This is a genomic window from Actinokineospora sp. NPDC051303, assembly GCF_055586285.1.
The window spans coordinates 23,161-43,321 of the sequence record NZ_JBVJIN010000037.1; the positions used below are offsets into that span (position 1 = coordinate 23,161).

The following is a 20,161-nucleotide window of genomic DNA, read 5'->3' on the forward strand; positions in this document are numbered from 1 at the left end:
ACGATCTGTCACGACAATCTTGACTTAGCGGAGCCCGCCAGAACCGTTGGGGGCAAAAGGAAACGGACCCGGGTTCACACCGCCAGGTCGGCGAGGGTGTTCCAGAACATCAGCTCGTAGCCCTGCACCAGCCGCCCGTAGCCGATCGCGGTGTCGGGACGCCAGCCGTGGTCAAGGGCCTCCTGCAGGGCGGTCACATAAAGCTCCTCGGCGTCCGGAACGGGGGTGGCGAAGAAGTCGAAGAACGCCGTGCCCTGGTCGTCGAAGCCGTAGTGCTCGCGCAGCGCCTTGGCCACGCGCGCGCAATAACCGCCCCAGGCGGCGAAGTTGGCCAGGATCGCCAGCAGCGCGTCGCGGGGCGCGCCGTTGAGGGCCAGCCACGCCAGGTACGCCGGATACGCCTGGCACCCGGCCTGCGGCTGGTAGGCGCGGACGGCGTCGTGGTCGAGGCCGCAGGCCGCGGCGAAGTCGCCGAGCCTGGCCAGGGCCACCCCCTCGCCCTGGGCGAGAGCGGTGAACACCTCGCGGGCGGCCGGGTCGACCGCCTGGGCCGCCAGGACGAGGAACGTGCGCCAGTCGCTGGTGATCACCCGGTGCTGCTCGGCGGCCAGCGCGCCCAGAACCGCCAGCGGAGCCTCGCCGCTCTCGACCAGCGGGACCAGCCGGTTTTCGTGCTCGCCCGGAGTCAATTCCCGCTGGACCTCGGTCAGCAGGTCCCTCGCCGAACCCTTCATCGCCGCTGCGCTCCCTTCACCGACGCCTGCGAATGCCGTGCCAGCCTAGTGACTCGCGCCACAGTCGACCCGATGGGCGCCACGATCACCGGGGCCCCTAGGGGCGAAGATCAGGGCTATCTCAGGAACTCGCACGAGGCGGCGGCGCCGACCGCGGCGGGAGCCTTGCGCCATGTCTTTTCCGAAGTCTTTTCCGAAGCCCACTTCCCCCAAACAGCCCGCTCCCACGAAGACCGCGCCGACCGAGACACCCACGCAGACAACGGCGAAGCCTCGACGGACACCCGCCAACCGGACGTCGGCCAGGCGCTGGCGGCAGGCCGCGGTGTGGCTGCACGTGCTCGCCTCGGTCGGCTGGATGGGGCAGGCGCTGGCCCTGTTCACCCTGCTCGCGGTCTGCGCGAGCACCACCGACCCGGCGGTGCGGATCAGCGCGACCTCGATGGCGCACACCCTCGACACCGCGCTGCTGGCGCCGCTGGCGAACGCCTCGGCGTTCACCGGCTTCCTGCTCGCCGCGGCGACCGCGTGGGGGTTCTTCCGGCACTGGTGGGTGCTGGCGAAGTTCGCGATCACCATGGTCCAGCTCTACGCGGGCATCTTCATCCTGTCCGACGCGATGCGCGAGGCCGAGATCGCCGCCCGCGCGGGCGCGCCGGACCCGGCGCCGCTGCCGCTGCTGATCGGCACCGCGGCGATGGCCGGGGCGATCGCGTTCCAGGCGTGGCTGTCGGTGGCCAAGCCGTGGGCGCGTACTCCATGGACCACACAGAGCACACGGAACGCCAAGGGCGCGACGGCGACGGCGCCGACCTGGGTGTTCGTGGTGACCGTGCTGATTCCGCTGGCCGACATCGCCCTGTCGGTGGCCACCGGACGGCCGATGCCCGCGTTGTCGCTGATCGTCCTCGCCGTGATCCTGATCGCCCGGCCGGGCCGCCGCGCCGAGAAGTCCAAAGCGGACAAGGAAAAGACCGGTCCGGACCGTCCGGCCCAGATGTCCACTGTGGTCTGATCCGAGCGGGCGGGCGCCGCTGTTCGGAACCAGGAAAGAGGCGGCCGTCACATTCCCGGAGCGGCGGATCATGAGTTCGCCCACAATGACCCGATGGGGAAGTTCGCGTCCGTCCAGGGCGCTTTCTCCCACATCGCGAAGTTCGGCCCGAATGGCCGCTCGCGCCGGGTTCGACAACGCTCGGCATTAACGTTTCGGGGGCCGCAGGTAACAGAGCGGGAACGACTATGTCAAGATCGGCGACAACGTGGTCGACAGAGCCACCCCCGGGTGGACGCGTCCGCATCCCGTCCGACAAAGTGCACATACCCATCGACGGGACGTCAGACGCGTCATCCGCAGCCATCCCCAGGAGGACCGCGCAGGTGAGTCCGAAGATTGACATCGATCCCACACACGCCGTCGCGTTGGCCAAGCGCGTCACCCTAGCCGACAAGATCCGCTACGCGTGTGAGCACGTTGACCCGCCCACCACGCACGAGGTGCGGCAGTGGCTCGACGCCTACGGGGTCACCACCGCGCGCTCTTACATCTCCAACGTCATCGACACCTGGCGGGGAGAGAACAACCTGGGCGACACCGGCGACCTGGTCACGATGAGCCCGGAACTGCTGGCCGAACTCGACGCGCTGCGCGCCGACGCCGACGCCTCGGTGGCCGACACCCCGGTCGCCAGCGCCTCGGTCAACACCTCAGCCACAAGCACCGCTGCCGGCGACCGCGCGGACAACGACGACACCCAGGTCTTCGCCACCGTCACCGACACCCCGGCCGCCGACACCGCAGGCGACCGCACCGTCACCGACACCCCTGCGCTCCAGCAGACCGACCTCCAGGACTCCGCGATCGACACCTCCACGCCGTCCGTCACCGACCAGGAACGGATCACCCACTCGGCCGCGTTCGACGCCACCGACACCGCCACGCTCGCCGCCGCGACGGCCACCGCTGTCGCCGCCACCGCCAGCTCGACGGATTCGGTGGACTCGGCGGACTCGGTGGACTCGCTCGCCACGGACAAGACCGACACCGCGGACAAGGCCGCCCCGGCGGACCGCACCGACTTCGCTGACAAGGTCGACCTCGCCGAGCTTGCCGACAAGGTCGACGCCGACGAGCGGGCCGAGGCCACGCTCGCCGAACCGGTCGCCGAGCCCGCCCGGACCGCCCTCGTGGTCGCCGACAGCGCCGACGCCCTGGCCGCCCGCGGCGAGCGGGTCGAGCAGCCCGACGAGGTCGCCGCCCCGCTGCCGGTCGGCCGGGTCCCCACCGTGCTGTCCTGGTCGGCGGGCATGGCCTGGATCGTGGTGCTGGTCGCCGCGATGGGCATCTCCTGGTGGTCGCTGTTCGAGTACGCCCGCGGCTTCAGCATCCCCACCCCGCTCGCCGCGGTCGTCTCGCTGGTCTTCGACGCGTCGGCGCTGATCGTGGCCGGGCTCGCGCACCGCTACGCGCTGTCCCCGTACTCCGGAGCCGGTCCCCGGTTCGCCCTGCTGGCGCTGCTCGCGGGCAGCGTGTACCTCAACTGGGAGCACGCGGCGGGCAAGGGCTACGGGGTCGAGGCGTCGATCATGTTCGCCGCGCCAGCCGCGGTCGGCATCCTGCTGTTCGAGCTGCACATCGGCTGGCACTCGCGCACCGAGCGCCGGGCGCGCGGCCGGGTCGCCCGCTCCCTGCCGGTCATCGGCGCGTGGGGCTGGTTCCTGCACCCCATGCAGAGCGTGACCACCCTCTGGCGCGTCACGCACGCCCGCGGCCGCTCGGTCCGGGAGAAAGAGCTGAACAGCATCGAGGAGTTGCGGGCATCGTCCACGCCCTGAGCGTGCGCACGCCCCAGCCCACCGCCATTCGCACGGGCCCGGACCGACTGGTCCGGGCCCGTCGTCATGGTCAGGGCGCCCGAGGTGTCCACAAGGGACATGGCGGGGCAATGCCGGGTTAACGCCGCCTGGCCGTCCCAACAGGACGCGACGGGGTAACGGATCCAGCCTGCAAGTTGCAACAACGGGCAACAGGCCAAGTAGGATCTGGTCACCATGGCTAAGGACGCGACGAAGGCCAACAGCGGGGCAGGCGACCCGGCGCGGAGTCTCGCGCTCCTGTGGCGCGATCAGACGCAACGCCCGAACCGGCACGGCAGGCGCGATCTCAGCGTCGACCGCATCGTGCTGGCCGCCATCGAGGTCGCCGACAGCGAAGGCGTTGCCGCCCTGTCGATGCGGCGGGTGGCGGACAAGCTCGGCGTGGGCACGATGTCGCTCTACACCTACGTGCCGGGCAAGGCCGAGCTGATCGACCTGATGCTCGACACCGTCTACGGCGAGACCGCCAAGCCCGACCCGGGCGACGCGGGCTGGCGGGCGCGGCTGGAGCAGGTGGCCCGGGAGAACTGGGCGCTGTTCCAGCGGCACCCGTGGATGCTGCACGTCGGCGTGAGCCGCCCGCCGCTCGGCCCGAACGTCATGGACAAGTACGACTACGAGTTGCGCGCCGTCGCGGGCATCGGGCTCACCGAGGTCGAGATGGACAGCGTGCTCAACCTGGTGATCGGGCACGCCGAGACCACCGCGAGCCGCGCGCACGAGGCCGCCCGGACCGAGCAGGACACCGGGATGACCGACCAGCAGTGGTGGCAGGCGCGCGGCCCGCTGCTCAGCTCGCTGATCGACACCAGCCGGTTCCCGCTGGCCTCGGCGGTGGGCCAGGCCGTGGGCGCAGCGCACGGCACCGCCTACGACGCCGCGTACAACTTCGAGTTCGGCCTGCGGAGCATCCTCGACGGCGTCGAGGTGCTGGTCGCCTCCCGCGCGGCCCAGGACTGACCGGCCGTCCACACCGGACCCAATCCCGACTCGGGCGGAGCGCGGGCCGAACCCCTCGCACCCCACGTTCTCGTACAGCATACCGTACGTTATACGATGCGCTGATGAGGCGAAGACAGAAAAGGGCGGCGCTTTCGCAGCGGGAAAGCGCCGACCGCGAACGGAACGCTCAGAATGGGGTGCGGGCCAGCCAGGTGTCGAGAATCCCCGCGTCGCCGTGCACGGCGACGCGATCGGCCGGGATTCGGCGCAGCAGCACGAGCAGCAGGTCGGCCGCGCTGCCGCGGACGGCGGCGGCGCCCTTGCCGTGGCCGTGCTCCCACACCACGCCGGTGTCGCCCGCGCGCACCAGCCACTCCCCCGCCGCGCCCAGGCCGTCGTCGGTGGCGTGCAGGTGCAGGGTCACCCCGGCGGCGAGAAGCGGCTCGTCCGCCGCTCGCGCGGACAGCAGCGACAGCCACTCGGACACGCCGTCCGCCGCCACGGCCGGGGCCACCGCGAACGGCGCGCCGAGGGCGATGGCGGCGTCCGCGCGGTGCACCACCGCCTCGTGCAGACGGCGGCGAATCCACCATCCGGCGGGCTGGGGGCCAGTGAACGTCCACACCGGAGTGTCGGCCCCGGTCGCCTCGACGGCGTCGAAAAGCACCGACGGGCTCTCGGTCAGCCAGGCCGTCGTCCCGTCCTGGTCCCGCGGCGATTTGCCGCCGGGAACGGCAGCCGGGTCGATGGGCTCCCGCGCGCGCTCGCGCACGATCGCCGCCGCCCACCGATGGCCGCGCCCGACGTGTTTGACCAGTTGCCGGAGTGTCCACCCGGGACAGGTCGGCACCGGAGTGGCCGGATCTCCGGCGCGGGCGAGATCGGCCAGCAGGGTGTTCTGCTCGACCAGCGCCGTGGCGGCGTCGATGTGGTCCATACGCCCCAAGGTAGCGGGTCGATCTCGCGTTAAGCGGCCATTCACGCCCGCTGGCGGCGCCGCTGCGCCGGGTCGGACGTAGAGTGCGGATGGCAGAGCGGATGACATCACGGCTCAGTGAGTCGTTAACCTATTGAAGTTAGAATCGGACCGTGATTCACGACGACGTCCTTATCGACCCGGCCCGCTGGCGCGGCCGGTTGGCCCGCGACGTCGAACGACGGCGAGTCATCGAACCCGGCGCCCTGGAACGGGCGGAGCAAGCCGTCCGCGAGTTTCCCGCGATGGCCTTCGCCGCGGGGCTGCTGCCCCTCCCACTGCCCATCCAGCACATCGACAAGCGGACCTGGACGGGCCGCGCGCCCAACGGCAGCAAGGTCCGCCACCGGGTGGCCTCCGAGCCCGGCCCCATCCGCGGCTGGCTGCTCGGCCGCGGCGTGGTGATCACCATGGGGCAGGTGACGGTCCGCCCCGTGCACACCGCCATCGACCACCTCGCGCTGTCTGAGTCGGGGGTCCTGGTCGAGTCGGTCATCACCGGGTGGGAGCCGTATCCGCCGCCGGTCGAGGTCGAGCTGGACCCGGTCGGCGACACCGTCGCCACAATCGCCCTCGACCGCTTCCTCGACCGCGTGCTGACCGAGCGCGGACCGCACTCTTCCTTTCGCCACTAGCGAATCCGCCGCGATCTCACCGCAAGATTGGCCCGGTTTCCGACGGCCGTGGCCTGGCCACGGGGTAACGGCCCGGTGACAGACTGTCCGCTCGCGACAGTTCCGAGTGAACAGACCGCTTGGCGGGTGACAAATCTTGTCAGGTCACCAGGTTCGCCGCCCTGAGATAGCGACGGACGTCTCACCACGGACCCCTTGCCGCCCCCGTACTATCACGCCGTGATCGACCCGAACACGCTCCTCGATCCCCTCGGTTGGCCTCGATGGCTGGCCCGGGACGCCGAGCGGCGTCGCGTCGTCGCGCCCGAGGTGCTCGCCCGCCTTGACCACGCGGTGCGCGACTTCCCCGCCGAGGCGTTCGCCATCGGCCTGCTGCCCGACCCGCTCCCCGTCGAGCACGTCGAGAAGCTGCCTAGGAGCGAGCACCGGGAAACCACCGAGGGCGCGCGGGTGCGGCACCGGGTCGTGGCGGCGCCCAGCGAGGTCCGCGGCTGGAATCTCGGCCGGGGCGTGGTGATCAGCATGGGCCAGACGACAGTGCGGCCGGTCTACACGCCCGTCGCGCGCGGCGAGAGCGCGGGCCTGCGGCCCGGCGGCGTCATCGTCCGCGCGGTCATCAGCGACTGGGAGCCCTACCCGCCGCCGGTCGAGGTCGAACTCGACCCCACCCGCACGGTCCCCCTCGACGTGTACCTGCGCCGGGTGCTCACCGACCTGGCCCAGCGCAGGCACTGAGCCGAAACCGGACCGTCCACACCGGCCGGATCGCCCGGCGGCTCAGTCGCTGACGCTGCTGCGGTTCTGGTAGGCGAGGTCGAGGTACTCCGGGTGCTTGCGCATCCACGCCGCGATGAACGGGCAGGTGGCCAGCACCGGCAACCCGCGCCCCTTGGCGTCCTCCAGCGCGGCGCGGGCGAGCGCGCCGCCGACGCCTCGGCCCTCGAAGGCGGGCTCGACCACGGTGTGCGGGTAGACGACCAGGTTCGCGCCGCGGATGTACTCCGCGAACCCCGCGGCCGCCCCGTCGACGGTCGCCTCGAACCGGTGGCGCTCGGCGGCGTCGGTCACCTCGATGGTCATCGAACCCTCCATTCGCGCCCCGGACGGGCGGCCTTCAGCATATCCGCATATCCGCGCTCGGCCCGGCCGCGGGAGTTGAGCCGAATGGATCGTTTCCCCGCGTCGATCAGGAGGAACTCTCCCCGGCAGACCGTCCAGCGAGGAGCGCCGATGTCCACCACCCCGGAACCAGGATCGACCGAGACGCCCGACGAGCGGCTGACCCGCAACCTCAGCGAGCTGCTCCAGGAGCTGCGGGTCGCGCAGGCTGGGGTGCAGATCCTGTTCGGGTTCCTGCTCTCGATCACCTTCACCGAGGTGTACGCCCGGGACGCGAACACCTTCGAGCGGGTCACGCACCTGGTCGCGGTGCTGTTCGCGGTCGTGTCGGTGGCCCTGCTGACCGCGCCTGCCGCCTGGCACCGCATCCTGTTCCGCCGGGGCAAGCGCCAGGAGATCATGCGGCTGGCCACCTGGACGACGATCACCGGCCTGGTCTTCCTGTCCCTCGCGGTGACCGCGTCGGTCCTGCTGCTCGCCGAGATCGTCGTCGGCGGCTGGGGCGCCTTCGCCATCGCGACCGCCAGCGGCGTGGTGATCGGCTTCCTGTGGTTCATCGTCCCCCTCAACGAGCGCTGGGACGACGAGAACGGCGGCTGATCCGGCTTCGCGGGCCCGGCGGTTCCCGAGGTGGGCGCGAGAGCCGACGGGGCAGGGAGCAGAATTGACGTCAACACCCGTCGCACATAACCTACTCTCGAGTAGGTTATGGCCCTCGTAGGAACGGTGATGACCATCCCAGCCTCCCTCGACTCCGCCGAGGACCGCCCGTGAGCGAATCATCGACACAGCGCGCAGGCGCGCGGGGCCACCGAACCAGCGAGGTGGCCGGGTGAGCGGGTCGTCCCCCGGGCCGTTCGGGTCCCGGCTGCTGGGCCCGGCCGACCAGGACAGCCTCGCGCTGCGTATCCGCGTGCAGGGCCTGCTGACCGTGACGCTGGTGTTCGCGAACCTGATCGGCGCCGCGGTGGTGGTCGTGCTGTCGACCTTCGTCATCCCGGGGCCGGGGCTGGAGCGCGACACGCTGCTGGTGATGGCCATCCTGGTGCCCGCCTACGTGGTCATGGCGGTGATCGTCGGCGGGGTCTGGGGCACCGGCCGGGCGCTGCGCTCGCTGCGGTGGGCGATCCGGCAGCAGGAGCCGACCGAGACCGACCGGCGCGAGACGCTGCGAGTGCCGCTGCGGCTGACCCAGATGCAGGCGTTCCTCTGGGGGCTGGCCACCGTCCTGTTCACCATCGGCATGGCCTTCCTCCAGCCGGACCTGGTCTTCAACGTGGCCTTCACGGCGGGCTTCGCCGGGATCGTCGTGTGCGCCAACGCGTACCTGCTCAGCGAGTTCTCGCTGCGCCCGGTGTCGGCGCGGGCGCTGGCCCACGATCCGCCCGCGCGGGTCGTCGGCGCGGGCGTGCAGGTGCGGATGCTGCTGTTCTGGGCGCTGGGGACCGGGGTGCCGGTGGCCGGGCTGCTGCTGGTCGCGCTGTTCTCCGTGATCCGGGGCAACGTCTCGACCAACCAGCTCGCGGTGACCGTGGTGGTGCTCAGCGGCGTCGTGCTCGGCTTCGGACTGCTGATCATGGTGTTCAACGCCCGCGCGATGGTGGCGCCGATCCGCTCGGTGCGCGACGGGATGGCCCGGGTGCAGCGCGGCGAGCTGAGCACCGAGGTCCAGGTCTACGACGGCACCGAACTCGGCCTGCTCCAGGCAGGCTTCAACCAGATGGCGGCAGGCCTGCGCGAGCGGGAGCGCATCCGCGACCTGTTCGGCAGGCACGTCGGCCAGGAGGTCGCCGACGTGGCCGTCGCGGCGGGCGTGGAGAAGCTCGGCGGCGAGGTGCGCGAGGTCGCGGTGATCTTCGTGGACATCGTCGGCTCGACCACCCTGGCCGCCACCCGCCCGCCGACCGAGGTGGTGGACCTGCTCAACCGGTTCTTCACCGTGGTCGTGGACGAGATCGACGCGCACGGCGGCCTGGTCAACAAGTTCGTCGGCGACGCGGCCCTGGCCATCTTCGGCGCCCCGGTCGCGCTGGCGGACAACGCGGGCAGCGCCCTGGCCGCCGCGCGGGCCATCGCCGACCGGCTGCCCAGGGAGGTGCCCGACTGCGAGGCGGGCATCGGCGTGGCGGCGGGGCTGGCCGTCGCGGGCAACATCGGCGACGAGCGCCGCTTCGAGTACACCGTGATCGGCGACCCGGTCAACGAGGCCGCCCGGCTGACCGAACTCGCCAAGTCGGTGCCCGGCAGGCTGGTGGCCTCGGCGCACACGCTGGAACTGGCCGAGGAAGAGGAAGCCGACCGGTGGCGCCCGACGCAGACGGTCGTCCTGCGCGGCCGCACTCAGAACACCACCCTCGTCGTCCCCAAGTAGCCACACCGACCCAGGACGAACAACGGCTGGAGAACGAACAACGGGCCCCCGCTCCGCGTGGAGTGGGGGCCCGCCGTCAAGACCGGAATCAGACGATGGTCACGCCGGTCGCCTGGGGGCCCTTCTGGCCCTGGCCGACCTCGAACTGCACGCGCTGGTTCTCCTCAAGCGACTTGAAGCCGCCGCTCTGGATCTCCGAGTAGTGCACGAACACGTCGGCCCCACCGTTGTCGGGGGCGATGAATCCGAAGCCCTTTTCGGAGTTGAACCACTTCACGGTGCCCTGAGTCATGCTGTAATCCTCAAAAGTGACGAAAGCAGACCTCCGCCGATGCGGCGATCCGGGCCGTCCCGCGGGAGAACTCGCAAGCGAACCATGCCTGGAGGAAACACAACGCCCGCGCGATGCTTTCGCGAGCGTGCGTGAACACGAACACAAAACCAACGACCACCATCAGTCAACCACAGACAGCGGTCCCCCGCCACTGTGGGTCAACGCACTCACCCGTTCGGCCACTGCGGACGGCCTGGAGCAGGCGCTACTCGAAGCGAGCCGGGTCGCCCGCGCCGCGGCGCAGGACCACCGCCTCGTCCTCGGCGAAGTCGACCACCGTGGTCTGCGCCGTGCCGCACTCCCCGGCGTCGATGACGGCGTCCACGGCGTGGTCGAGCAGTTCCTTGATCTCCCAGCCGCCGGTCATCGGCTCGTCGTCGCCGGGCATGCGCAGCGTGCTCGACAGCATCGGCTCGCCGAGTTCGGCGAGCAGCGCCTGGACCACCGGGTGGTCGGGGATGCGCACGCCGACGGTCTTCTTCTTCGGGTGCAGGAGCCTGCGGGGCACCTCGCGGGTCGCGGTCAGGACGAACGTGTACGGCCCCGGCGTCGCCGCCTTGATCGCCCGGAACACCGCGTTGCCCACGTGCGCGAACTGCCCGAGCTGGGCGAAGTCTCGGCACATGATGGTGAAGTGGTGCCGGTCGTCGAGCTTGCGGATCTGCCGGATGCGCTCGATGCCCTCGCGGTTGTCCAGCGAGCAGCCCAGCGCGTAGCAGGTGTCGGTGGGATAGGCGATCAGCCCGCCGTCGCGCAGCAGGGCGACCGCCTGACCGATCGTCCGGGGCTGCGGATTGTCCGGGTGCACGTCGAAGTACTTCGCCATGCGGGGAGTCTACGAGCGGCCGGACGACGGGTCCGCCCCGCCGCCAAAGTCGCTTGTGGACGGTGCGGCTGGCGCGGGCGGCGGATTCGGCGAAGGCGCGCCCGCGCGGAACCTTCCGGCGAGTAGGCTCGCCACCCGGACAACGAAAGGACCCCTGTCATGGCCCGTCGCTCCGCCCGTGTCGTCGGCCTGCTGATCGCGGGAACCGGCGCGGCGCACTTCGCCGCGCCCCAGGTCTTCGAGCCGGTCTCGGCGAAGGCGTTCCCGAAGGACACCCGCCAGTGGGTCTACCGCAACGGCGCGACCGAGGTCGTGCTGGGCGCCGCCGTCGCGGGCACGCGCACCCGCAAGCTGGGCGTGCTCGGCCTGCTGGCCTACGCGGGCTGGCTCGGCAGCCGGGTGCTGGCCAACCGCTGAGCCGGAAAGTGAGGCGCGGCCCCGTCCAGAGACTGATCGGGGGGCTTGTCAGAAACCCGGTCCGGGGCCGCATGCTGGTTTTCGCGCGAAGCGGCCGCCGCGTTACAACATACGGCCCAGTACTACTGACGGTAGCCCTCGACCTCGCCTTCTGGCCGCAGGCTCGCCTCGTCCGGGTCCTGCCCGGCCGAGCGACGGGCGCGGCGCTGGCGCAGCAGGTCCCAGCACTGGTCGAGGGCCACCTCGATGGCACGCAGCCGCGCCTGCTCCTCCGCTGGCCCGACCTCGCCGGTCTGCGCCCGTTCGCGCAGCGCGTGCTCCTCGTCGACGAGTTCGCCGATGCGGGTGTGGATCTGGATGTCGTCCATGCGGGCAAGCCTAGATACCGGCGCGGGCGGACGCCCGCCCGCGCCGGGGCGCTCAGGTCACCGGGATGGTCGCCAGCGCGAGGTCCTGGCCAGCCGCGACCCGGCACGGCACGTCGAACACGCCCAGACCGGTCAGGTCGCCGTCGGACCGGCGCGGGGTCACGGTGACGGTGACCTCGTCCCCGATGCCGACGCGCACCACGCCGCGCCGCTTGACGGTGAAGGCCGGGACCGGGCCGGTGATGGCGAGGTCCGCGGTCTGGTTCACGGCCACCGGCGTGGCGGGGAACGCCAGGCCGGGCAGCGCGATGCCGATCTCGGTGCCGTTGACGTCGAGATCGACCCCGGCCACGGCCGTGCCCTCGACGGTGGCCGCGCCGACCAGGGCCAGCCCGGTAACCACGGAGCGGTCCAGGGTGACGGCGACGCCGAAGTCGGTGGTGCGGATCGGCTCGCCCACCGCGACCCGGCCGGGAAAGGTCGCGGTGATCACGGCGACGACCTCGTCAAGCACCAGAAGCGGGTGTTGGCAGTTCAATGCCAGCGGTCTGACTACCGTCTTCGGGCCAGAAACCGGCGGCGCGGCGGAATGCGCGCTCGCGGGCACGGCGAGCACGGCCGCGGTCGCGGCGACAACGGCGGAGACGCCGATCCAGCGGGTGATTCCGGGCATGCGGACTCCTTGGTCGAGAAGTGCGGAGATCGCCCCGGAACAGGGATCGCGCGGCCCGGGACGCGGACTGCCGACAGTAACGATCACGCCGAAGTCACGGCAAGGGAAAACAGCCGGAAAATCAGTTTGGCCCATTTTTGTCATGGCCGGACAGCGGGTTCCTCGGATCGAAACGATATCTTCCGACCATCCACTGTGCCAATACCGGTGGCGGGTCAGGAATGGGGCAGCGGAATCGGGGACTGCGGGGCGACTTCCGGCGGCGGGGTCAGGTAGAAGCTCATCACCTTCGGCGCCAGTTCCGCGGCGCGGCCGCAGTCGGGGGCCCGCAGGCGCACCATGATCTCGCCCAGGTCCGGCTGCGCGGCCGGGGACGGCTCGGCCGCCCACCCGTACTCGCAGTCTTTCGAGGTCTCCACGACGGCGACCGAACGGCCTTCGACGGAAATCTGGCGCGCGCCCTTGGGCGGCGGATCACTGCGGCCGTAACGGATCTGCACCGAGTACTCCTGCGACCAGCCGCCGGGCACGGTCCGGCGCGCCTGGCAGTGGTCGAGACCGTAGTTCACCTCGTCAAAGCGCAGATCCAGGCCGCGCACGTGGTCGCCAGCCGCGCGGTCGAGCAGGTCGCAAGCGTCGCGGCGGGCCGGGCGCGGCGAGACCGAGGCCGGGGTGCCCAGCCGCTCGACCACGCGCCCCGCCGCCGCGGTCGCGTCCGCGCAGCGGCTGCTCTGCGGGCGCGGCGACTTGTAGCCGCGCAGGCTGCTCACCCGGATCACCAGGTCGGCGCCGACCGGGACGGCCACCTGGCACCCGGTGTCGAGCGAGCGCCGCCAGGCGCGCGCGCCGTCGACCACGACCTCCTCCGGCGGGCTCGCCGCCCGGTGCGCCGCGTCCATGTACGCGCCGATGACCAGGAAGAGGTAGTCCTGGCCCGCCTGCCCGTCGAAGCGGCAGCGGTGCGGGCCGAGCCCGACCGCGGTCAGCCCCTCGGTCGCGCCCAGCGCGCACGCGTCCAGCGGCCGCAGCGCCGCGACCACGGCCGAGGGACTGCGGCCGTCGCCCGCGGGCGGCCGTTCGGCGGGCCGCTCTGCCGAGCAACCCGCCGCGGCCAGGGACAGCGCGGTGGCCAGTGCCAGAAATAACCTCACCTTCGCAGCGTAGGAGACCTGCGCCACATCCGGCCACATGCCGCGCCCACCGGGCGGGCCGGGCCCGTCCGGGAGGCTCAGTACTCGTCGCCGCCGAAGAACATCTCCTCGATCTGGTCCGCGGTGCCCGCGAGCAGCGACAGCGGGTCCACGAACTCGTGGATGTCGAGGTCCTTGATCGGCAGCGAGTGCCGCAGCACGACGTGCTCGCCCATGATCGCCGCCCCGCAGGCGATGGACGAGTGGCCGATCTCGGTCAGCAGCGCGCGCAGGTCCACCTCGGCGGCCAGGCCGACCGGCGAGGCGATCTGCACCCACTCGTGCCGGGCGTCGAGCACCTCCCGGACGATGATCACGACCTGCGTGCGCTCGTCTTCCTCGTCGTGCTGCTCGAAACCGAACAGGATGCGGATCTCGTCGTCCTGCTCGGAGATCACCTCGTACTCCTCATGGATGTACCGCGCGAGATCCGCCCACGTTGTCGACATATGATCAGCCTAGCGGCCAGCCCCCGGACCTTGATCCACCGTCTTGGCACGCGCGGCGCGGGCCACAATCACCGCGCCCACAATCACACCGACGTCATTTGTCACGCCCGTTCGTATTCCCGCCCGCCCCCGCTGAACTAAGCTCGCGTCGGTGCGGCCACTTGCGCTTTTCTGCTACCGGCACGCGTGGTGGATCATCGCGGTCTGGCTGGTGCTGCTCGCCGGGGTCACGGTCACCTCGCGCGCGTCGGGCATCGATTACCGCGACGTCCTCGCCCTTCCCGCAGCGGACAGCACCCAGGCGCAAGACCTGCTGCGGCAGACCGCGGGCGGGGTGAGCGGCGCGCAGGAGCGCGTGGTGTTCGCCGCGGACAAGCCGGTGTCCGACGCCGGGGTCCGGGCGCGGATCGAGCCGATGCTCGCCGACCTCGCCCGGCTGCCGCACGTGACGGCCGTCGTGTCCCCGTACAGCCCGGAAGGGCAGGCGCAGGTCTCCCCGCAGGGGCGGATCGCGTTCGCCACCGTCACCTACGGCGTCGCCGCGGACGAGGTCGACCTGGCGCAGGCGCGCGCCTTGGTCGACACCGCCCGGTCGGCCGAGGGCGCGGGACTGCGGGTCGCGGTCGACGGCGCGGTGGCGGCGCGGACGATCCCGCCGCCGGACCTCAACGACGCCGGGTTCGGGCTGCTGGCCGCGGCGATCGTGCTGCTGTTCACCTTCGGCTCGCTGTTCTCCATGCTGGTGCCGATTCTGACCGCGGTCGTGTCGGTCGCGACGGCGGCGGGCGTGGTCGGGCTGCTCACGCACACCATGGACGTGCCCGCGGTGAGCCAGGAGATCGTGGCGCTGCTGGGGCTGGGCGTCGGTGTGGACTACGCGCTGTTCGTCGTGACCCGCTACCGGCAGGGGCTGGTGGCGGGCGAGCCGCCGGAAGAGGCGCTGGGGCACGCCGCGGTGACCTCCGGGCGCAGCGTGCTGTTCGCCGGGGTGACGGTCTGCGTGTCGCTGCTGGGCATGTTCACCGTGGGCATCGACTTCCTCGACGGCATCGCGATCAGCGCGAGCGTCGCGGTGCTGATGACCATGGTGGCCGCGCTGACCCTGCTGCCCGCCCTGCTGCGGCTGTTCGGCATCCGGATGCTGTCCCGTCGGCTGCGCACGGATCTCGCCCGGCGGCACCTCAAGACCGAGCCGGAAGGCAGGCTGTGGGCCACCCTGGCTCGCGCGGTCACCCGGCGCCCGCTGTGGAGCACGCTGGCGGCGCTGCTGGTCATCGGCGTGCTGTCGCTGCCGGTGCTGTCGCTGCGGCTGGGCGTGCCGGACGCGGGCCTGCACCCGCCGGAGTCGACGTCGCGGCAGGCGTACGACCTGCTGGCCGAGGGCTTCGGGCCTGGGTTCACCGGCCCGCTGGTCGTCGTCGGCCGGGTCGACACCGACGGCCAGCGCCAAGCCGTGCTGACCGCGCGTCGGCAGCTCGCCGAGTTGGACGGTGTGGCGCTGGCGCCGCCGCCGCTGCTCTCGCCCACCAAGGACGGCCGGACCGTGGCCGCGCTGCTGGTATACCCGAAGACCGCGCCGCAGGACCCGGCCACCGACCGCCTCGTGGACCGGGTGCGCGGCGAGGTCGTCCCGGCCGCGACCCGGGGCACCGGAGCCACCCTGCACGTCGGCGGGTCGACGGCGGTGCAGTCGGACTTCGCGCGCGCCATCACCGACCGGCTGCCGCTGTTCCTGGGCACGGTGGTGGCGATCTCGTTCGTGCTGCTGGTGATCGTGTTCCGCAGCCTGCTCATCCCGCTCACCGCGGCGCTGATGAACCTGCTCGCCGCGGCGGCGATGTTCGGGGTGCTGACGGCGGTCTTCCAGTGGGGCTGGTTCGCCTCGGCGACCGGCCTGCACGGCACCGGCCCGATCGAGCCCTACATTCCGGTGTTCCTGTTCGCCGGGCTGTTCGGGCTGTCCATGGACTACGAGGTGTTCCTGGTCGGCCGCATCCAGGAGGAATGGCACAAACGCCGCGACACCGTCGAGGCCACCGTGCACGGCCTGGCCTCGACCGGCCGGACGATCACCGCCGCCGCGCTGATCATGGGTCTGGTGTTCGTCTCGTTCGTGCCCGCTGGCGACCGGGTGGTGAAGGAGTCCGGCCTCGGCCTGACCATCGCGGTCCTGCTCGACGCGGTGGTCATCCGGGTCGCGCTGGTCCCGGCGATCATGGCCCTGTTCGGGCGGGCCAACTGGTGGCTGCCCGACTTCCTCGACCGCCTGCTCCCCCGCCTGGACATCGAAGGCCCCCGCCCGGGCGGCTTCGACTGGTTCACCCCCGCCGTCACCCTCACCGGCACGCCCACTGGCACACCCTCGGCCACGCCCGCCCCAGCCCGGCCCGCGCACCTGCCGCCCGCTGTGCCGGGCGGGGCGCGCCACACCCGCGGCCGGTCCGGGCGCGGAGAACGGCCGAAGGCCCGCGGCGCGGCCAGGCGGAGTCGCTGACGGTTTTTGCGCACTTTCCGGTCGACGGATCGGATTGCGGTGCGCGGGCACTGACAAATTCGGAACCCCGTTTCCGGAATCCTTGACACGAGAGTTTCCGAACGCCACAGTTTCGCTATCCCGGAAATGTCCGGCCCCTGTCGCGGAGTTTTCTCCGCCGCCGCGGAACCACGGCGCGAGCGGGTTTCCTCCCCCGACCCGCTCGCGCCGTGCCGCCCGCGGTCAGCCCACGATGTCGCCGGATGGAGCGGGCTCATTCGGCGGTGGAGTCCGGGCCGTGAGCCGTCACCACGCACCGTGACCGGAATCCGCCTGTGTCCGGTCGTCTCGGTGGTCCGGACGGGTGGGGATTTCGGCTTATCGACGCAGATGTTGACCTTGCGTCGATACAGTGGTGAGGGCCGAGCAGGGACGGGACCGACAGGAGTTCGGGTGGACCACCGGGGCAGCCGACCGCGCACCCGTCACGGGTTGGCGCGCGCTGCCGCGCTTACCTGGGCGAACAGCGCGTGGGACATGCCGTGACGACCGCCGACCTGCCTCGGATCAACCCGTTCGCGCTGCCGGGGTGGGAGAGTTCGCCGATGCCCCCGCTGCTGTGGAACCACCCGGAACGCGAGTCGTATTATCTGCCGATCCACGACTGCGACCGGGACTTCCCGAAGTTCACCCGGGCGATGGGCGACCTGGACATCCTGCGCAACCGAGGGCACATGGTGCTGGTGGTCGGGCAGGAGCACAGCGGCAAGACCGCGATGGCGCACCGCTGCGTCGCTTGGGTGCGCGACCACCTGCGGCCCAGCGAGCGAGAGGTGGTGCTCGACCTCACGACGTGTCTGCCCGCCGGGCGCGAACTCTCGATCGACGACCGGATCATCACCGTGTGCGACCGGCTTTTCGACCAGTTGATCGCCGTCGAGGCGTTACGCCCTGAGCGAACCGAGGCGTTGCGGGCGGACCGGAATGTGCCGAGCCGCATCTTTCCGGTGTTGCGGGACAACCTCAAGAACGGCCTCGTCCTGATCATCTTGCTGCCGTCGGTGCTGGAACTCACCAACGAGGTCGTGCGTTACGCCGAGACATTGCGCAGTGGCCGGGTCTTGTTCGTCACCGAGTCGTCCTGGCTGGAAGACGAACAGCTCGGCAACATCAAGACAAGACTGGCCGCGACGACGCCGCCGGTGATCGTGCGAATCGGGAAACTGGGGGTAGGCGACGTGGCGAAGTACATCACCGACCGGTTGCAGCGGCATGGCGACCTGGGCGTCTACCCGAAAGTGGAGCCTGCCGTCACCGATCTGATGGAGACCTTCTCCTCGATCGGGATGGTTCAGCAGCATCTCCACGGAACGTACGAGATGCTGCTTGATGAGGGGCTAAACTATGACCAGACCGGACTGGTGACCGTGGACGATGTTCGCCGGTACCTGAACGAGATCGCTGTAGTCGGATCGAGGACGCGGCCATGACCGGCGGCAACGACATCGAGAGCGGGAGCAGGAACCCGTTCGCGCCCATGGCCGTGGCCAGGTTCGCCACCGTCGGCTCCGCGACGAACCTGCTGGACGTCACGGTCAAGACCGACGCGATGAACCAGGCGCTGAGCTACGTGTCGGACTACCTGAACGTCGAGACCGACCCCGAACGCCCGGATCCCGGCGGCACGGTCATGACGATCGTCGGCGACTACGGCATGGGCAAAACGCACCTGGCGGTCAGCCTGATCAGCCACGTGCAGCGCGAACTCGGCGACCCGACCCGCGCGATGTACATCGACCTCAACGCGAACTCGTTCCTCGGGCTGTTCCGGCAGTTCATCGAGAAGGTCACCGCCGAGGGCCTGCGCGCCCAGGTCAACCACTACTACGCCGACACCGTGGGCGAGGCGCTGCAGCGCACCGGCCTGGCGGGCGACACGCTGTCGGTCGACGCGGCCACCGCGCCGCAGACCATTGTGGAACGCCTGGGGCTGATGGAGAGCACGCTGCTGCGCGAGGTGCAGCGGACCCTGCTGGCGGTCACCCAGAAACGCGACTTCAGCGTGGCGCTGACATTGCTGTTGCGCACCGGTTTCGATGACTCGGTGTGGAATTGGCTCGTTGGCGGGGTGCCCGATCAGGTGCTCGCGGACCGCGGCATCACTTACCGCATCGACAACGATGTCGCCGCACTGGAAGCGCTGGGCGTGTTCGCCCTCCTTTTCGGCGGCAAGCGACGGCGGTTCGTGCTCGCCATCGATGAGCTGGAGAAAATCTTCTCCGTCCGCCGCAAGCCGGAGGCGGAGACGATGACCGCCTTCCAGTCGCTGTTGGACACCGCGAGCAAGGCAGGCGCCTGCCTGATCCTGGTGGGGCTGCCGGACTTCCGCGACGTGCTGTCGCCCGCCGTGCACGCCCGCATCCCGCACCCGGTCGAGCTGACCGGACTGTCGGCGGAAGAGATCGCCGAGTTCGTCGCGCTCGTCCAAGGACAGAGCAAGAGCACGCGCGTCCAACCGTTCGGCTGGGACACCGTGCGATCCATTCGGGACGTCACCCGGGGCAACGCCCGCGCGGTGATCCGGCTGTGCAAGCTCATCTTCCGGATGACCGAGGACAAAGCCATCGCCGCGGGCGCCCGGAATCTCGCCGTGGACGACGAGACCGTCCAGCGCGCCGCCACCGAACTGTTCGGCGGCCCCGGCCCAGCCGACGTCGACCGGCAGATGCGGCAGGCGCTCGCGGGCGGCGACTGGGAGTACCAGCGCGACCACGTCCTCGGCGAAGGCGGCACGACAGCCGACTACTGGATCACCTTCCCCGACCGGGACAGCGGCTGCGCTGTGCTGATCACCCGCTCACTGCTCACCGCCGCCGACGTCGACCAGGTGATCCGACGACTCTTGTCGGTGCACGAAGCGGATAGCCGCGCGGACGTCTTGGTCGTCGTCGCGGGCGTGCTCACCGACACCGCGTCCGTGCGGCTACGCGAACCTCTCGACCGCGCCCCCCTGCGCTACGTGCCAGGCACTTTTGTCGAAGACGTCCGCGCGGAACTGGCCACCACCCGGCAGCGCCTCCCCATCCCAGGCAACCCGGTGACAACCGGCGCCCTAGAACGACGCCTCGCCCAACTGGCCGCCGACCAAGCAGGGCTGATCGGCGTCGTCCAACGACTCGCGGACACAGTGGAATCCGCCATGGTCACCTCCACCGAATCCATCCCACACCCGGCAACGGCCCTCCCAGCCGACGTCGACCGGCTTTTCCGTGACGCTGATGAAGCCTTGACCCAACTGACCCATATCGACTCCATGTTCGACAACGGCTTCCACGCCGGACCACAACAGGCTCGGGCGGTCACCGGTCGGGTCGCACGGATTCCGGACTATTTCCTGGCCACCGGTGTCGCTGTGCTGGCTCAGCGGACGGTGCGCAGCTTCCGGGACGCGCTTGCCACCTGGTACCAGAACCGGTGGCGGGCAGAGCCATCCGCGCAGGACCACCTGGATGAGCTGTGCGACACCTACGACAGCATCACGGAGTTTCTTCCGCTGTTTCGGCTCACACCGCTGGCGACCGCGGGGCCGTTGCTGGGGGCGCCTGATGTGGCTACGGCGCATGCTCGGCTGAATCGGGTTCAGGAGGCGTTGGAGGATCTGGGGCCTCGGGTGAAGACCGCTGTGCTTCGCGGTGGTCTTCGCTGACTGGCTGCTGCTGTTGCTGCTTGCTGTTGCTGTCTGCTCGATGGGGCGGAGTGGTTTCTTCGGGGCCCCTA

The 20,161-nt window shown here is 70.7% G+C and carries 20 protein-coding genes; 11 read left to right on the forward strand and 9 right to left on the reverse strand.

The features are described from left to right. Window positions 1-74: 74 nt before the first annotated feature. Entirely contained in the window at window positions 75-734 is a 660-nt protein-coding gene (locus tag ACZ6SD_RS24310; protein ID WP_465319280.1) for a thiaminase II/PqqC family protein, read from the reverse strand. Window positions 735-906: 172 nt separating this feature from the next. Between ACZ6SD_RS24310 and ACZ6SD_RS24315 the strand changes: the two genes are divergently transcribed. The 3 genes from ACZ6SD_RS24315 (at window position 907) to ACZ6SD_RS24325 (ending at window position 4,571) form a co-directional block, all read left to right on the forward strand. Beyond that, complete coding sequence (locus ACZ6SD_RS24315) at window positions 907-1,749, forward strand: hypothetical protein (RefSeq protein ID WP_465319281.1); 843 nt, start codon at window positions 907-909, stop codon at window positions 1,747-1,749. A gap of 365 nt (window positions 1,750-2,114) precedes the next feature. Beyond that, window positions 2,115-3,569 (forward strand): DUF2637 domain-containing protein, encoded by a 1,455-nt coding sequence (locus tag ACZ6SD_RS24320; protein ID WP_465319282.1) that lies wholly within the window; start codon window positions 2,115-2,117, stop codon window positions 3,567-3,569. 216 nt (window positions 3,570-3,785) lie between these two features. Further along, on the forward strand, window positions 3,786-4,571 hold the full coding sequence (locus ACZ6SD_RS24325) for a TetR/AcrR family transcriptional regulator (RefSeq protein ID WP_465319283.1): 786 nt from the start codon (window positions 3,786-3,788) through the stop codon (window positions 4,569-4,571). Window positions 4,572-4,740: 169 nt separating this feature from the next. Here the strand turns inward: ACZ6SD_RS24325 and ACZ6SD_RS24330 are convergent, their stop codons facing one another. Further along, window positions 4,741-5,490: a maleylpyruvate isomerase family mycothiol-dependent enzyme gene (locus ACZ6SD_RS24330; RefSeq protein ID WP_465319284.1), complete on the reverse strand. Its 750-nt coding sequence runs from the start codon at window positions 5,488-5,490 to the stop codon at window positions 4,741-4,743. A 152-nt stretch (window positions 5,491-5,642) separates the two neighbouring features. Here ACZ6SD_RS24330 and ACZ6SD_RS24335 point away from each other — a divergent pair, with 152 nt between their 5' ends. Continuing rightward, complete coding sequence (locus tag ACZ6SD_RS24335) at window positions 5,643-6,164, forward strand: hypothetical protein (RefSeq protein ID WP_465319285.1); 522 nt, start codon at window positions 5,643-5,645, stop codon at window positions 6,162-6,164. 219 nt (window positions 6,165-6,383) lie between these two features. Then, a complete protein-coding gene (locus ACZ6SD_RS24340) occupies window positions 6,384-6,899 on the forward strand; it encodes a hypothetical protein (RefSeq protein WP_465319286.1) in 516 nt (171 codons plus the stop codon). A 42-nt stretch (window positions 6,900-6,941) separates the two neighbouring features. Here the strand turns inward: ACZ6SD_RS24340 and ACZ6SD_RS24345 are convergent, their stop codons facing one another. After that, window positions 6,942-7,244: a GNAT family N-acetyltransferase gene (locus ACZ6SD_RS24345; RefSeq protein ID WP_465319287.1), complete on the reverse strand. Its 303-nt coding sequence runs from the start codon at window positions 7,242-7,244 to the stop codon at window positions 6,942-6,944. A gap of 150 nt (window positions 7,245-7,394) precedes the next feature. Here ACZ6SD_RS24345 and ACZ6SD_RS24350 point away from each other — a divergent pair, with 150 nt between their 5' ends. Together ACZ6SD_RS24350 and ACZ6SD_RS24355 are read left to right on the forward strand one after the other, a co-directional pair. Next, window positions 7,395-7,883 (forward strand): DUF6328 family protein, encoded by a 489-nt coding sequence (locus ACZ6SD_RS24350; protein WP_465319288.1) that lies wholly within the window; start codon window positions 7,395-7,397, stop codon window positions 7,881-7,883. Between the two features lie 232 nt (window positions 7,884-8,115). Continuing rightward, a complete protein-coding gene (locus tag ACZ6SD_RS24355) occupies window positions 8,116-9,654 on the forward strand; it encodes an adenylate/guanylate cyclase domain-containing protein (RefSeq protein WP_465319289.1) in 1,539 nt (512 codons plus the stop codon). A gap of 88 nt (window positions 9,655-9,742) precedes the next feature. On the opposite strand, the gene ACZ6SD_RS24360 is transcribed toward ACZ6SD_RS24355, so the two are convergent. Together ACZ6SD_RS24360 and ACZ6SD_RS24365 are read right to left on the reverse strand one after the other, a co-directional pair. After that, window positions 9,743-9,946, reverse strand: a complete 204-nt coding sequence (locus ACZ6SD_RS24360) for a cold-shock protein (protein WP_465319290.1) — start codon at window positions 9,944-9,946, stop codon at window positions 9,743-9,745. Between the two features lie 247 nt (window positions 9,947-10,193). After that, window positions 10,194-10,814: an L-threonylcarbamoyladenylate synthase gene (locus ACZ6SD_RS24365; protein WP_465319291.1), complete on the reverse strand. Its 621-nt coding sequence runs from the start codon at window positions 10,812-10,814 to the stop codon at window positions 10,194-10,196. Between the two features lie 159 nt (window positions 10,815-10,973). Between ACZ6SD_RS24365 and ACZ6SD_RS24370 the strand changes: the two genes are divergently transcribed. Continuing rightward, window positions 10,974-11,231 (forward strand): DoxX family protein, encoded by a 258-nt coding sequence (locus ACZ6SD_RS24370; RefSeq protein WP_465319292.1) that lies wholly within the window; start codon window positions 10,974-10,976, stop codon window positions 11,229-11,231. A 122-nt stretch (window positions 11,232-11,353) separates the two neighbouring features. On the opposite strand, the gene ACZ6SD_RS24375 is transcribed toward ACZ6SD_RS24370, so the two are convergent. From ACZ6SD_RS24375 to ACZ6SD_RS24390, 4 genes are all read right to left on the reverse strand, one after another. Then, entirely contained in the window at window positions 11,354-11,599 is a 246-nt protein-coding gene (locus ACZ6SD_RS24375; RefSeq protein ID WP_465319293.1) for a DUF2630 family protein, read from the reverse strand. 52 nt (window positions 11,600-11,651) lie between these two features. Continuing rightward, entirely contained in the window at window positions 11,652-12,272 is a 621-nt protein-coding gene (locus ACZ6SD_RS24380) for a DUF6801 domain-containing protein (RefSeq protein WP_465319294.1), read from the reverse strand. Window positions 12,273-12,487: 215 nt separating this feature from the next. After that, window positions 12,488-13,423 carry a DUF3558 domain-containing protein gene (locus ACZ6SD_RS24385; RefSeq protein ID WP_465319295.1) on the reverse strand — a complete coding sequence of 312 codons (936 nt, stop codon included), beginning with the start codon at window positions 13,421-13,423 and terminating at the stop codon, window positions 12,488-12,490. 77 nt (window positions 13,424-13,500) lie between these two features. Then, window positions 13,501-13,911 (reverse strand): type III secretion system chaperone family protein, encoded by a 411-nt coding sequence (locus ACZ6SD_RS24390; protein ID WP_465319296.1) that lies wholly within the window; start codon window positions 13,909-13,911, stop codon window positions 13,501-13,503. A 151-nt stretch (window positions 13,912-14,062) separates the two neighbouring features. On the opposite strand from ACZ6SD_RS24390, the gene ACZ6SD_RS24395 reads away from it, so the two are divergent. The 3 genes from ACZ6SD_RS24395 (at window position 14,063) to ACZ6SD_RS24405 (ending at window position 20,090) form a co-directional block, all read left to right on the forward strand. Then, a complete protein-coding gene (locus tag ACZ6SD_RS24395; RefSeq protein ID WP_465319297.1) occupies window positions 14,063-16,405 on the forward strand; it encodes an MMPL family transporter in 2,343 nt (780 codons plus the stop codon). Between the two features lie 521 nt (window positions 16,406-16,926). Continuing rightward, entirely contained in the window at window positions 16,927-17,874 is a 948-nt protein-coding gene (locus ACZ6SD_RS24400) for a hypothetical protein (protein ID WP_465319298.1), read from the forward strand. Continuing rightward, a complete protein-coding gene (locus ACZ6SD_RS24405) occupies window positions 17,871-20,090 on the forward strand; it encodes a hypothetical protein (RefSeq protein WP_465319299.1) in 2,220 nt (739 codons plus the stop codon). The genes ACZ6SD_RS24400 and ACZ6SD_RS24405 overlap by 4 nt, the downstream gene beginning before the upstream one ends. Window positions 20,091-20,161 lie beyond the last annotated feature (71 nt).

Coding starts and splice junctions, on each gene's coding strand:
- ACZ6SD_RS24310 (WP_465319280.1), bottom strand. CDS start 734: ATGAAGGGTTCGGCGAGGGACCTGCTGACCGAGGTCCAGCGGGAATTG.
- ACZ6SD_RS24315 (WP_465319281.1), top strand. CDS start 907: ATGTCTTTTCCGAAGTCTTTTCCGAAGCCCACTTCCCCCAAACAGCCC.
- ACZ6SD_RS24325 (WP_465319283.1), top strand. CDS start 3,786: ATGGCTAAGGACGCGACGAAGGCCAACAGCGGGGCAGGCGACCCGGCG.
- ACZ6SD_RS24330 (WP_465319284.1), bottom strand. CDS start 5,490: ATGGACCACATCGACGCCGCCACGGCGCTGGTCGAGCAGAACACCCTG.
- ACZ6SD_RS24345 (WP_465319287.1), bottom strand. CDS start 7,244: ATGACCATCGAGGTGACCGACGCCGCCGAGCGCCACCGGTTCGAGGCG.
- ACZ6SD_RS24350 (WP_465319288.1), top strand. CDS start 7,395: ATGTCCACCACCCCGGAACCAGGATCGACCGAGACGCCCGACGAGCGG.
- ACZ6SD_RS24360 (WP_465319290.1), bottom strand. CDS start 9,946: ATGACTCAGGGCACCGTGAAGTGGTTCAACTCCGAAAAGGGCTTCGGA.
- ACZ6SD_RS24365 (WP_465319291.1), bottom strand. CDS start 10,814: ATGGCGAAGTACTTCGACGTGCACCCGGACAATCCGCAGCCCCGGACG.
- ACZ6SD_RS24370 (WP_465319292.1), top strand. CDS start 10,974: ATGGCCCGTCGCTCCGCCCGTGTCGTCGGCCTGCTGATCGCGGGAACC.
- ACZ6SD_RS24375 (WP_465319293.1), bottom strand. CDS start 11,599: ATGGACGACATCCAGATCCACACCCGCATCGGCGAACTCGTCGACGAG.
- ACZ6SD_RS24380 (WP_465319294.1), bottom strand. CDS start 12,272: ATGCCCGGAATCACCCGCTGGATCGGCGTCTCCGCCGTTGTCGCCGCG.
- ACZ6SD_RS24390 (WP_465319296.1), bottom strand. CDS start 13,911: ATGTCGACAACGTGGGCGGATCTCGCGCGGTACATCCATGAGGAGTAC.
- ACZ6SD_RS24405 (WP_465319299.1), top strand. CDS start 17,871: ATGACCGGCGGCAACGACATCGAGAGCGGGAGCAGGAACCCGTTCGCG.